Here is a 12,238-nt window from a genome sequence, read left to right as displayed (position 1 = left end):
CTGGCAGAGGCATGAGAGGAGTCCCACCGTGTTCCTGCGCCGTATGAACGCCGAGATGATTTCGCCCGAGCAGGCCCTGCCGGGCCGGCCGATCGCGATGCCGGTCGCCGACCGCCACGAGGTGCTGGGCACCCCGCTGAAGGGCCCGTTCCCGGAGGGCCTCCAGGTCGCCGTCTTCGGCATGGGCTGTTTCTGGGGCGCCGAGCGGCTGTTCTGGACGCTGCCCGGCGTGTACACGACCTCCGCCGGCTACGCGGGCGGCTTCACCACCAACCCGACGTACGAGGAGACGTGTTCCGGCCGGACCGGGCACGCCGAGGTCGTCCAGGTGGTGTACGACCCCAGCAAGATCACGTACGAGGACCTGCTGAAGGTCTTCTGGGAGAACCACGACCCGACCCAGGGCATGCGCCAGGGCAACGACGTGGGCACCCAGTACCGGTCGGCGATCTACACGACCACCGACGAGCAGCGGGCGATCGCGGAGTCGTCCCGGGACGCCTTCCAGCCGATCGTGACCCGGGCCGGCAAGGGTGAGATCACCACCGAGATCGCCCCGCTCGGCAGCTATTTCCTCGCCGAGGACTATCACCAGCAGTACCTGGCACCGACCAAGAACCCGAATGGGTACTGCAACCACGGCCCGAACGGGCTGAGCTGCCCGGTCGGCGTGGCCCGTACCGCAGGCTGACCCCCGTCCACCTGCTGGAGCGCGATGCCCGGCCGCCGACATGGCGGCCGGGCATTCCCGTTCGGCCCTGTGATCGAAATCCGTTGCCGAGCCCGCGGGTACTGGATAGCGTGGCAGTACACGTGAAAGGAGGTGGTCCAGACTTGTATAGCAATCGGACTCGTGAGGTGGCTGTCCGCTAGCCGCTGTCCTCGACAGTGAACCGTCCGCCGCGAGGCGGGCAACCAGTACGACCGTCGAGACCGTGTGGCAGCGGTACGGCGAATCCACGACAGCCACCCGACCCCCGGGGTGCCGGCATAGTCCAGCCGGCCCACGCGACAGCGTGGAGCGCCCCGGGGGTCGCTTCATATCCGCGGGAGATCAGCGTGTCGATGCGCGAGCTGGTGATTCTCGGGACGGCCAGCCAGACGCCCACCCGGCAGCGCAACCACAACGGTTACGTGCTGCGCTGGGACGACGAGGTGATCCTCTTCGACCCCGGCGAGGGCAGTCAGCGCCAACTCCTGCACACCACGGTCACCGCCACCGACCTGACCCGGATCTGTGTGACGCACTTCCACGGCGACCACTGCCTCGGCCTGCCCGGCACCATCCAGCGACTCTCGCTGGACCGGGTGTCACGTCCGGTCGCCGTGCACTTCCCCGCAGGCGGCGCCGAGTACTTCGCCCGACTGCGGCACGCCACCTCCTTCTACGAGACCGCGGAGCTGGCGGTCACCCCGATCGAGACCGACCGCCAACGGATCGCCTTGAGCTGCGGCACGCTGGAGGCCCGCCGGCTGCGACATCCCGTCGAGACGTACGGCTATCGGCTCGTAGAGCCGGACGGCTGCCGGATGCTGCCGGAGAAGCTGGCCGCGTACGGCATCGCCGGTCCGGCCGTCGGGGAGCTGATCCGCGTCGGGCACCTGGACCTCGACGGGCGTCGCGTCACCCGGGACGAGGTGAGCGTGCCCCGACCGGGGCAGCGGTTCGCCTTCGTGATGGACACCGGCCTCTGCGACGGCGTGTACGCCCTGGCCGAGCACGCCGACCTGCTGGTCATCGAGTCGACGTTCCTGGAGTCGGAGGCCGCGTTGGCCGCCGAGGTCGGCCACCTGACGGCGGCGCAGGCCGCGCGGGTGGCGACCGAATCGGGGGTACGAACGCTGGTGCTGACGCACTTCTCGCAGCGCTACCCCGACCCGCGCCGGTTCTTGGACGAGGCCCGCGCGCACTTCGACGGTGATCTGGTCGTCGCCGAGGATCTGACCACCGTGCAGGTCCCGCCGCGCCGGGTAGCCTCGGCCGGGTGACCGTCACGCTCCGCCCCGCCAGCGATCAGGACCTGATGGGGGTCGGTGCCCTGCACCAGCGCTCCCGGGTCGCCGCGTACTCGTCGTTCCTGCCGGCCGAGGCGCTGGCCGAGCCGACCGGTGAGGCGATGGGGCGGTACTGGGCCGAGCGGTGGCGTTGGGAGCGCGACGACCACCGGCTGACCGTGGCCGAGCGGGCAGGGACGCTGGTGGGCTTCAGCTACCTGGGTCCGGACGACGAGGACGACCCCGCCACCGGGCTGCTCAACGCGATCCACCTTGACCCACGCGAGCAGGGCCGGGGCATCGGTCGCGCGCTGATGGTGGACGCCCTGGACGACATGCGTGCCCGGGGTTGGCGTCACGCGGCGCTCTGGGTGCTGCGGGAGAATGCCCACGCCCGCTCGTTCTACGAGCGCGGCGGCTGGACGTCGACGGGCACGGAACGCGAGGAGCACATCGGCGCGGCCCTCACGCCTCAACTCCGCTACACCCGCCCTCTCTGAGGGCGGCGCCGCGGTAGCAGACCGACCGCTCTGAGCACGGCGCGACGGCACCCGTCCCACCGCGCCCCACCCAGGCCCGCCCACCCAGGCCCGCCCACCCTCACCCGGGCCCGCCCTCACCCGGGCCCGCCCACCCCACCCGGGCCCTTTGCTCTGCTTCAACGGAGGCAACAGTGACGGGGCGTCTTTGTTGCCTGGGTTGAAGCAGAGCAAAGGACGAGGACGAGGTGGTGCCGTGCCCACCCGCAGGTGGGCACCCGGTGACGCGCGGTGGGGGTAGAAGCAGCTAGTGGGCGCCGAGGTGGGACAGGAGGTCCTGGCGCGTCAGGACGCCCTTGGGCTTGCCGTCGACCAGGACCAGGGCGGCGTCGGACTTCTCCAGCAGGCCCACGGCCTCGCTGACCGGCTGGCCGCCACCGATCATCGGCAACGGCTCGCCCATGTGCCGCTCGATGGTGTCGTGCAGGTGGGCCTGGCCGGTGAACAGCGCGTCGAGCAGGTCCCGTTCGGCGATCGAGCCGGCGACCTCGCCGGTCACGACCGGCGGCTCGGCCTTGAGCACCGGCAACTGCGAGACGCCGTACTCACGCATGTAGTCGATCGCGTCGCGGACCGTCTCGGTCGGGTGCACGTGCACCAGTTCCGGCAGCCCGCCCGGCTTGCTGGCCAGCGCGTCGGCCACCGTCGGCTCGGCGCCGGAGTTGTCGAGGAAGCCGTACCGGGCCATCCACGAGTCGTTGAAGATCTTCGAGAGGTAGCCCCGCCCACCATCGGGCAGCAGGACCACCACGACGTCGTCCGGGCCGGCCTTGCGCGCGACCTCCAGGGCGGCCACCACGGCCATTCCACAGGAGCCGCCGACCAGCAGCCCCTCCTCGCGGGCCAGCCGCCGGGTCATCTCGAACGACGCCTTGTCGGACACCTCGACGATCTCGTCGGCGACACTGCGGTCGTAGGTCTCCGGCCAGAAGTCCTCGCCGACACCCTCCACCAGGTACGGCCGACCGGTGCCGCCGGAGTAGACCGAACCCTCCGGGTCGGCCCCGACGATGCGAACCCGACCCTCGGACGCCTCCTTGAGATAGCGGCCGATGCCGGAGATCGTGCCGCCGGTGCCGACGCCCGTCACAAAGTGGGTGAGCCCGCCCTCGGTCTGCTTCCACAGCTCCGGGCCGGTCGTCTCGTAGTGCGAGCGCGGGTTCGCCGGGTTGCTGTACTGGTTGGGCTTCCACGCGCCGGGGATCTCGCGGGTCAGCCGGTCCGAGACGTTGTAGTAGGAGCGCGGGTCCTCCGGGGCGACCGCAGTCGGGCAGACCACCACCTCGGCGCCGTACGCCCGCAGCACGTCCTGCTTGTCCTGACTGACCTTGTCGGGGCAGACGAACACGCACCGGTAACCCTTGAGCTGTGCCACCAGGGCCAGCCCGACGCCGGTGTTGCCGCTGGTCGGCTCGACGATGGTCCCGCCCGGCTTGAGCAGACCGGCGGCCTCGGCGTCCTCGACCATCCGCAGGGCGATCCGGTCCTTGACCGAGCCACCCGGGTTGACGTACTCGACCTTGGCGAGCACGGTGGCCTGGATGCCCTCGGTGACGTTGCGCAGGCGTACCAGCGGGGTGTTGCCGATCATGTCGACGACATTGTCGTAGTACTGCACGGTGTGCCCTTCGTTGCGGCGCCGGCGACGGCGGCCGGGCAGACGTATCCTCGCCGCCCAGCGTACGTGTCGTCAGTGCACCAGACCCCCGGGGATGACCGAGCTGCGCCGGGCCTCCCACTCCAGGAAGCGGTCGGTCTCGGAGAGCACGCTGCCCGCCAGCCAGGTGACCATGACGGCGTCGTCGGCCAGCCCGAAGATCGCCAGCGGGATCTCCGGCAGGAAGTCGATGGGCGAGACGATGTACGCCGTGGCCGCCGTCATCAGGGCCAGCCGGAGCCCACCGTCGTACTCCCCCCTGGTGGTGGCCCGGATCATCCGGGGCAGCGCCGCCAGCCGGGTGCCCAGCGACGGCCCGCCGCGTGCCCCCGCCGCCAGTGCCCGCGCCAGGGCCGCGAACGCCGCGCTGCGCTTCAGTGTCTTCCCCATCGTCGCGCTCCTCTCCGCCGGATCAGCGTGGCGGGTCGGCGCAAGTCCGCCGGCCTCCACCGGACAGGTACCCCGTCGCGTCGGTTTCCAGGCACCCGCGAGCCGTGACGACGACAGCGGTGTGTCGGGCCGGCGCGATAATGTCGGCATATGGGGGTGGCTGGTTCTGTCGTACCCGTTGGTCCGCGCTGGCGGCAGGCCTGGCGGATCGCCCGGCTGGCGGCGATCGGCACGGGCGCCACGGCGGCGGCCGCGATGGCGACCGGCGGGGTGCTGCTCGGCCAGGCCCGCCAGGCCCGTCGCACCATTCCGATGGCCGAGGCGCCACCACCGCGCTGCGACGGGCTGTACGGCGCGAAGTTCCCCGGCCCCGCGCTCACCATGGTCGTGCTCGGCGACTCGTCGGCGGCCGGCTACGGGGTGCACCGTCGCCGGGAGACACCCGGAGCGCTGCTCGCCACCGGCCTGTCCCGGCGGCTGCACCGCCCGGTGCTGCTGCACCGGTTCGCGGTGGTCGGTGCCATCTCCGCGGCCCTGCGGCACCAGGTGGAGGCGGCGCTGGAATGCGCCCCGGACATCGCGGTGATCCTGATCGGCGGCAATGACATCACCAACCGCACCCCGCGCGGCCTGGCCGTGCGCTACCTGGTCGAGGCGGTCCGCTCGCTGCGCGACGCCGGCTGCGAGGTGGTCGTCGGCACCTGCCCCGACCTCGGCGCGATCCGACCCATCCAGCCGCCGCTGCGCTGGCTGGCGCACCGGTGGAGTCGCCAGCTCGCCGCCGCCCAGACGGTGGCCGTGGTCGAGGCGGGCGGCTGGACGGTGTCCCTGGGCGACCTGCTCGGCCCACGGTTCGCGGCCGAGCCGCTGCGGATGTTCGCCTGGGACCGGTTCCACCCCTCCGCTGAGGGGTACGCGATGGCCGCCGCCGCCCTGCTGCCGACGATGTTGTCCGCGCTCGGCGCGGGGCAGGAACGACGGGTCGCACCGGCGCGGGGCGAGGGCGTACGGTCGCTGCCAGAGGCCGCGCAGGAGGCGGCCCGGCACGCCGGCACCGAGGTCAGCGGCACCCAGGTCCGGGGCCGCGACCGGGGTCCGGCCGGCCGGTGGGCGCAGCTGCGTCGCCGGGCGTTCTTCGGTGTGCACGCGGTGCCGCAGCCAGGCCCCGCGGACACCTCGACAGTGGAGGGACTGGCATGAACCAGCGCAGCGAGCGGGACGTGACAGCCGGCCTCCCCGGCCGCCTGGGTCGGGCGGCGGCGCTCTCGCTGCTGGCCGGCACTGTTGGCAGCGCCGCCGTCCTGGCGGGCGAGGCGTTCGTCGCGCGCCACCGGCGCTACGCCCAGCCGGAACTGGGGCTTGCGCTGCGCGCCACGATCGGCCGGGCCGATGCCGCACCGCTGCGCCTGGTGCTGCTCGGTGACTCGTCGGCACTGGGTGTGGGCGTCGACCGCCTCGACGACACCATCGGTGGGCAGTTGGCCAATCTCCTCGCCGGGGGTCCGTCCGGCCGGCGGGTGCACCTGTCCAGCGTCGGCGTCTCGGGGTCCCGCTCGACGGATCTGACCACCCAGGTCGCCCGGGCGCTGCTCGGCGAGCGGCCCGACGTGGCGCTGATCCTGATCGGCGCGAACGACGCCACCGGGCTGCGCCGGCCCGGTGACGCATCCGCCTATCTGGGCGCGGCGGTGCACCGGCTGCGGGAGGCACGCGTCGAGGTGGTGGTGGGCACCTGCCCCGACCTCGGGGCCGTACGCGCCATCGCGCCACCGCTGCGTCAACTCGTCGGCTGGTCCGGCCGGAGGATGGCCCGCGCGCAGACCACGGCGGTGCTGGAGGCGGGCGGGACGGTGGTCGACCTGGCCACCGAGACCGGGCCGGTGTTCCGGGCCGACGCGGGCACGCTGTGCCACGACGGCTTCCACCCGTCGGCCGACGGCTACCGGGTATGGGCGCACGCCCTGCTGCCGGCAGTCGTGGCCGCCGCGGCGGTCGCCTCCCGGCGGTGACGCACGCCCGGCGAGGGTGACATTTCCCGCCGTGCCCGCTTCTTCCGCGCCATGTTACCGGCGGGTTAACGTTGGCCCATGCCGATTGAGTCGTCCCGCGACGCTGTCATCGTCGCTACCGCCCGATCCCCCATCGGCCGGGCGCACAAGGGGTCCCTGCGCGATGTCCGCTCCGACGACCTCGCCGCGACCATCGTCCAGGCCGCCCTCGACAAGGTCCCCCAGCTCGACCCGACCACCATCGACGACATCTACCTCGGGTGCGGCCTGCCCGGCGGCGAGCAGGGCTTCAACATGGCCCGCGTGGTGGCCACGCTGCTCGGTCTGGACACCGTGCCGGGTGCCACGTTGACCCGCTACTGCGCGTCGTCGTTGCAGACCACGCGGATGGCCCTGCACGCGATCCGTGCCGGGGAGGGCGACGTGTTCGTCTCCGCCGGCGTCGAGATGGTCTCCCGGTACGCCCGGGGCAGCTCCGACGGCCTGCCACCGGAGGCTCAGGCGCTGGTCGGCGGCGGCTGGGAGAACCCCCGCTTCGCGTCCGCCGCCGAGCGCTCGAAGCGCCGCGCGCAGGGCGACGCCGAGGTGTGGACCGACCCGCGCGACGCCGGCGAGCTGCCGGACATCTACCTGACCATGGGGCAGACCGCAGAGAACCTGGCCCAGGTGTACGACGTCACCCGCGCCGACATGGACGAGTTCGGCGTACGCAGTCAGAACCTCGCCGAGAAGGCCATCGCCGACGGCTTCTGGGCCCGGGAGATCACCCCGGTCACCACGCCGGACGGCACTCTGGTGAGCACCGACGACGGCCCCCGACCCGGCGTCACGCTCGACGCGGTCGCCGGCCTGAAGCCGGTGTTCCGCCCGGACGGCCGGATCACCGCGGGCAACTGCTGTCCGCTCAACGACGGCGCTGCCGCCGTCGTCGTCATGAGCGCCCAGCGGGCCGAGGAACTGGGTCTGACCCCGCTGGCCCGGATCGTCTCCACCGGCGTGACCGCGCTGTCGCCGGAGATCATGGGCCTCGGACCGGTCGAGGCGTCCCGGCAGGCGCTGCGTCGGGCCGGCATGACCATCGACGACGTCGACCTGGTCGAGATCAACGAGGCGTTCGCCGCCCAGGTCATCCCGTCCTACCGCCAGTTGGGCATCCCCGAGGAGAAGCTCAACGTCTCCGGCGGTGCGATCGCGGTCGGCCACCCGTTCGGCATGACCGGCGCCCGGATCACCGGCACCCTGCTCAACGCCCTCGAATGGCACGACAAGACGATCGGCCTGGAGACCATGTGCGTCGGCGGTGGCCAGGGCATGGCCATGGTGCTCGAACGGCTGAGCTGAGCCGGGTGCTCGAACGGCTGAGCTGAGCCGTAGTCGTCAGAGCGCGTTGCGGGTCGCCGTCACCTCGGCGGCGGCCCGCGCCAGCACCTCGGGGTCGGCCCCGGCGGCCAGCAGGTCCGCCGTCACCACCCGCACCTGGTCGGGCAGCGCCAGGTCGTTGTCCAGCCGCGGCACCGTCCGGCGCGGGATGCCCTCGGCGTCGGCGGCCAGGTTGGCGACCTCCTGCACCAGCCGGTGCACCAGGTCGGCGCGGGGCACGTTGCCGGTGGTCGCCGTCGCGGCCCAGCGTGGCTGTTCCCAGTGCCCGACCTGGCCGACCAGCAACCGCACGGCCTGCTCCAACTCCGCTACGCTCACCGCGCCGATTCTACGGTCGGGCGGCGGACGGCCGGTCAGCGGCGCAGGTAGCTGAGCAGTCGCAGCAGCTGCCAGTAGAGGAACACCAGACCGGTCACCAGGCCGAACGCGCTCAGCCACGCGAACCGGCGGGGTCGGCCGTCGCGCACCGACCGCTCGACCAGGTCGAAGTCGAGGATGAAGCTGAACGCGCCGGCGATGATCGCCACGACCGAGAACGCGTACGGCAGCCAGCCCACCTGGCCACTGACGCTGTAGACCGCCAGCCCCGGCCGACCGGTGACCAGGTAGGAGACGAGGTTGACCACGCTCAGCACCGCGATGCCGAGGAGCGTGCCGATCACCAGGCGGGCCAGCCGGGGCGTCGCGCGGATGACCCGGGCCCGGTACAGCGCGGCCATGCCGAGGAAGACGCCGAAGGTGCCGGCCACCGCCTGCACGACGATCCCCGGGTAGACCTGCTCGAAGGTGCGGCTGGCCACCCCGAGCAGCAGACCCTGGAGCAGCGCGTAGCCGACGATCGGCACCGGATTGGTGATCCCCCGTAGCGAGATGACCAGGACCAGCACGATCGAGGCGATGGCGGTGCCGGCCAGGGCCGCCCCCAGCCACACCGCGTCGGGCACCACCGCCCAGGACACCGCGGCGGCCGCGCCGGTGAGCAGGAGCAGTCCGACGGTACGCACCACCACGTCGTCGACGGTCATCGGCTCGACATCGCGGGAGCTGACCACCCGGGATTCCAACCGGCTGGTCTCCTCCAGTCGGTTGAGCACCGGGTTGTTGCTGCGCACCGTCGCCTCCTTCGCCCGCGTACCCCTGGCAGTCACTCTGCCAAGGGTGGCCCGGCGGTGGCGGCGAAACGGCGCGGACGACGGCGCCCGCCCCTGCGGGAAGCGGGAGCGGGCGCCGGTCAGCGGTGCGGACGAGGTCAGTCGTCGCCCTGGAAGTAGCTCAGCAGGCGCAGGATCTCGATGTAGAGCCAGACCAGGCTGACCAGGATGCCGAAGGCGGCGACCCAGGAGTAGCGCTGCGGCAGGCCCATCCGGACGCCGTCCTCGATCTCCTTGAAGCTGAGCACGAAGCTCAGCGAGGCGACCACGATGCAGACGAGGCTGAAGCCGATGGCCAGCGGGCTGCCGTCCCGCAGACCCGTGTTGACGCCGAACAGCGCCAGCACCAGGTTGATCAGCATGACGGCGGCGAGGCCGACGATGGCCGTCGACACGACCTTCACGAACATCGGGGTGGCTCGGATGATCTTCGCCTTGTAGATCATCGTCATCAGGAAGAAGATGCCGAAGCTCGCCACGGCGGCCTGGAGCACGATGCCGTCGTAGAAGGTCTCGAACGCCTTGCTGACCATGCCGACGAAGACACCCTCGACCACCGCGTACGCGATGACGAGCGCCGGGTTTGCCATCCGGGAGAACGAGATGATCAAGCCGAGGACCAGGCCGACGACTGCCGCGCCGATCCAGGCGGTACTGACCAGCGCGTCGGGCACGAGCACCCAGGCGGCCGCGGCGGTGACGCCGAGGATGCCGAGCAGGGTGACCGTCTTGACGACCACGTCGTCGACGGTCATCGGCGCCACGGCGGGCGGTGCGGCCGGGTAGCCGGCCTGGGACGGGTACTGCTGGGGAATGCCGGGCTGGCCGTACGGCCCAGCCGGGGCGTACCCGGCGGAGCGCTCCCGCTCAGCCGCCTGGCCGAGCCGGGCGAGCACCGGGTTCGAGGTCTTCACTGTCTGGCCTCCCTCAGGGGGTCGTTTGCACGTGAACGTGCACTCCAAGAGTAAACTGCCCGACCCACTCCTGGTGATCACGAATGGGAACGCGAGGCCGTGGGCGACCGGTGCCCGGGGCGGGGGTCGAACCCGCACGCCTTTCGGCAGCCGCTTTTAAGGCGGCCGTGTCTGCCGTTCCACCACCCGGGCGGGTGGCACCCGCGCGTCGACACGCACGATGCAGTGTCACCGTAGCCGGTCGGCGGTGACCCGGCGTACCCCGCCGGGCTGGCCACATTAGGGTCGATGCCGTGAGCAGCGCAGCCCCAACGGCCCCCGACGCCGGCCCTGACCAGGCCATCCGCCTCGCCGATCGCGTCGAGGGCACCACCCGGGCCGTACGGCTGCGCACCGGCGTGCGCCGCCACCGGACGGACCTTCTGGTCGCGCTGGTGTGGGTGGCGTTGGCCGGTTGGTTGACCCACGGGCTGTGGCCCGACCCGGGTGGACGCACGTTGGCGCTCAATCCCGAGGACCAGACGCTCTACGAATGGTTCCTGGCGGTCGACGCGAGAGCGCTGCTCGGTGACTTCCACCTGCTGACCGACCGGCTCAACGCCCCGGACGGCGTCAACCTGATGGCCAACACCACGATCATCGCGCTCGGCGTGCTCTGTGCGCCCGTCACCCTGCTGTTCGGCGCGCCCACCACCTTCGCGCTGCTCGCCGCCGCCAACCTGGCCGGCACCGCCCTCGCCTGGTACCTGCTGTTCCACCGGACGCTGCGCGTGCGCCGCCTCGCCGCCGCACTCGGCGGGAGCCTGTGCGGCTTCGGTCCCGGCATGGTCTCGCAGACCAACAGCCATCTGCACATGACGGCGCAGTGGCTGGTTCCGGTGATCGTCTGGTTGGTCGTACGGCTGCTGCGGGCGTCCGACCCCGGCCCCACCACGCTCGACGAGACCGGGCGCGCCCGTTCGGCCGGCCCCGACGGACGGCGGACGGTCAGCTCCGCCGTCGGGCTGGCGGCCGCCGTCACCGCGCAGGTGTTCATCGGCGAAGAGGTGCTCTTCCTCTGCGCCGTCACCCTGCTGGTGATGGCGGTCGGCTACGGCGCCGCGGACCGGGACCTCGCCCGACGGGCACTGCCCGGGTTCCTGGGCGGGCTGGCCATCGCCGCCGGCCTGGCGTTGCTGGTGCTCGGCTACCCGCTGTGGTTCCAGTTCGCCGGACCACAGGGTGTCGCCGACGGGATGTTCAGCCCGGCCTACTTCTCCGCCGACCTCAGTAGTTGGTGGGTGGTCTCCCCGCTGTCGATCGCCGGCAGCGACGAGGCCTCCCGCCTCACCACCGGCCCGGCCGAATACAACAGCTTCCTCGGCTGGCCCCTGCTGCTGGTCACCGCCGCCTGCGCGATCTGGGCCGGGCGACGCCGGATCGTGCTCCCGTGCGTGGTGGCGGCCCTCGTGATGGGCGCACTCTCGCTCGGCCCGGAGGTCGTGCTCGGCGGCACCCGCACCGCGCTGCCCGGCCCGTACGCCCTGCTGGCCGGTCTGCCGGTGGTGGACGGCGCCCTGCCGATGCGGTTCGGCCTGGCGCTGCTCCCGATCGTGGCGACGCTGCTGACCCTCGCCGTCGACCGGGCACTGAGCGGCACCGGGCGGGCACGCAGGCTGGTGCCGCTGGCCGTCGTCGCGGCCCTGCTGCCGATCTTCCCGACCCCGCTGCCCACCGCCGGCCGACCCGCCATGCCGGAGTTCATCACCGGCGGGCACTGGCGGCAGTGTGTCGAGCCCGGTGGTGTGCTGGTCCCGGTGCCGCTGCCCACTCCCAAGGATCCGTGGCCGATGCGCTGGGCGGCCGCCGCCGACGCCGGCTTCGGCCTACCCGAGGGGTTCTTCATCGGCCCGTACGGGCGGGGCGGCACCGCCGCCATGGGCACCTTCAAGCAGCCCACCTCGGCGCTGCTGGCCGACGTCGCCCGCCGCGGCGACCAGCCGGCCATCGGTGACGAGCAGCGCCGGCAGGCCGCGAAGGACGCGGACTTCTGGGGCGCGTCCTGCGTGGCGCTGGCCGACGACGCACCGCACGCGGCGAGCCTCAAGACCACCCTGGAGCAGCTCTACGGCCCCGCCACCAGGATCGCCGACGCGTGGACCTGGAAGGTCTGACCCACCCCCGGACAGCACGAAAGGGCCCCTCCGGCAAGGAGAGGCCCTTT

At 72.2% G+C, this 12,238-nt stretch carries 12 protein-coding genes and 1 tRNA gene; 7 read left to right on the top strand and 6 right to left on the bottom strand.

The genetic code is table 11. The features are described from left to right. Window positions 1-28: 28 nt before the first annotated feature. The 3 genes from msrA to ABZU91_RS15030 all read left to right on the top strand — a co-directional run bounded on the left by msrA (window position 29) and on the right by ABZU91_RS15030 (window position 2,495). On the top strand, window positions 29-691 hold the full coding sequence (gene msrA / locus ABZU91_RS15040; RefSeq protein WP_355239588.1) for a peptide-methionine (S)-S-oxide reductase MsrA: 663 nt from the start codon (window positions 29-31) through the stop codon (window positions 689-691). Window positions 692-1,059: 368 nt separating this feature from the next. Next, on the top strand, window positions 1,060-1,989 hold the full coding sequence (locus tag ABZU91_RS15035) for a ribonuclease Z (protein ID WP_355239585.1): 930 nt from the start codon (window positions 1,060-1,062) through the stop codon (window positions 1,987-1,989). Next, on the top strand, window positions 1,986-2,495 hold the full coding sequence (locus tag ABZU91_RS15030) for a GNAT family N-acetyltransferase (RefSeq protein WP_355239582.1): 510 nt from the start codon (window positions 1,986-1,988) through the stop codon (window positions 2,493-2,495). The genes ABZU91_RS15035 and ABZU91_RS15030 overlap by 4 nt, the downstream gene beginning before the upstream one ends. A 286-nt stretch (window positions 2,496-2,781) precedes the next feature. On the opposite strand, the gene ABZU91_RS15025 is transcribed toward ABZU91_RS15030, so the two are convergent. Both ABZU91_RS15025 and ABZU91_RS15020 read right to left on the bottom strand, forming a co-directional pair. After that, window positions 2,782-4,152 (bottom strand): cystathionine beta-synthase, encoded by a 1,371-nt coding sequence (locus ABZU91_RS15025; RefSeq protein ID WP_355239580.1) that lies wholly within the window; start codon window positions 4,150-4,152, stop codon window positions 2,782-2,784. A 72-nt stretch (window positions 4,153-4,224) separates the two neighbouring features. Beyond that, complete coding sequence (locus ABZU91_RS15020) at window positions 4,225-4,581, bottom strand: YkvA family protein (protein ID WP_355239578.1); 357 nt, start codon at window positions 4,579-4,581, stop codon at window positions 4,225-4,227. A 150-nt stretch (window positions 4,582-4,731) separates the two neighbouring features. On the opposite strand from ABZU91_RS15020, the gene ABZU91_RS15015 reads away from it, so the two are divergent. The 3 genes from ABZU91_RS15015 to ABZU91_RS15005 all read left to right on the top strand — a co-directional run bounded on the left by ABZU91_RS15015 (window position 4,732) and on the right by ABZU91_RS15005 (window position 7,931). After that, entirely contained in the window at window positions 4,732-5,781 is a 1,050-nt protein-coding gene (locus ABZU91_RS15015; RefSeq protein WP_355239575.1) for an SGNH/GDSL hydrolase family protein, read from the top strand. Then, window positions 5,778-6,590: an SGNH/GDSL hydrolase family protein gene (locus tag ABZU91_RS15010; protein ID WP_355239572.1), complete on the top strand. Its 813-nt coding sequence runs from the start codon at window positions 5,778-5,780 to the stop codon at window positions 6,588-6,590. The genes ABZU91_RS15015 and ABZU91_RS15010 overlap by 4 nt, the downstream gene beginning before the upstream one ends. A gap of 78 nt (window positions 6,591-6,668) precedes the next feature. Further along, the gene (locus ABZU91_RS15005) at window positions 6,669-7,931 is read left to right on the top strand and encodes an acetyl-CoA C-acetyltransferase (protein ID WP_355239570.1); all 1,263 of its coding nucleotides are present in this window, start codon (window positions 6,669-6,671) and stop codon (window positions 7,929-7,931) included. Between the two features lie 36 nt (window positions 7,932-7,967). On the opposite strand, the gene ABZU91_RS15000 is transcribed toward ABZU91_RS15005, so the two are convergent. The 4 genes from ABZU91_RS15000 to ABZU91_RS14985 all read right to left on the bottom strand — a co-directional run bounded on the left by ABZU91_RS15000 (window position 7,968) and on the right by ABZU91_RS14985 (window position 10,227). Next, on the bottom strand, window positions 7,968-8,288 hold the full coding sequence (locus ABZU91_RS15000) for a hypothetical protein (RefSeq protein WP_355239568.1): 321 nt from the start codon (window positions 8,286-8,288) through the stop codon (window positions 7,968-7,970). 35 nt (window positions 8,289-8,323) lie between these two features. After that, a complete protein-coding gene (locus ABZU91_RS14995) occupies window positions 8,324-9,118 on the bottom strand; it encodes a Bax inhibitor-1/YccA family protein (protein WP_355239565.1) in 795 nt (264 codons plus the stop codon). 101 nt (window positions 9,119-9,219) lie between these two features. Further along, a complete protein-coding gene (locus tag ABZU91_RS14990; protein WP_355239563.1) occupies window positions 9,220-10,035 on the bottom strand; it encodes a Bax inhibitor-1/YccA family protein in 816 nt (271 codons plus the stop codon). Window positions 10,036-10,146: 111 nt separating this feature from the next. After that, window positions 10,147-10,227: transfer RNA gene (locus ABZU91_RS14985), tRNA-Leu, on the bottom strand. 101 nt (window positions 10,228-10,328) lie between these two features. Between ABZU91_RS14985 and ABZU91_RS14980 the strand changes: the two genes are divergently transcribed. Then, the gene (locus ABZU91_RS14980; protein ID WP_355239552.1) at window positions 10,329-12,188 is read left to right on the top strand and encodes a hypothetical protein; all 1,860 of its coding nucleotides are present in this window, start codon (window positions 10,329-10,331) and stop codon (window positions 12,186-12,188) included. Window positions 12,189-12,238 lie beyond the last annotated feature (50 nt).

This window comes from Micromonospora sp. NPDC005174 (assembly GCF_040608495.1).
Classification (GTDB): Bacteria; Actinomycetota; Actinomycetes; order Mycobacteriales; family Micromonosporaceae; genus Micromonospora.
The sequence above is the reverse complement of the archived record's forward strand: the minus strand, read 5'-3'. Positions and strand labels throughout refer to the sequence as shown.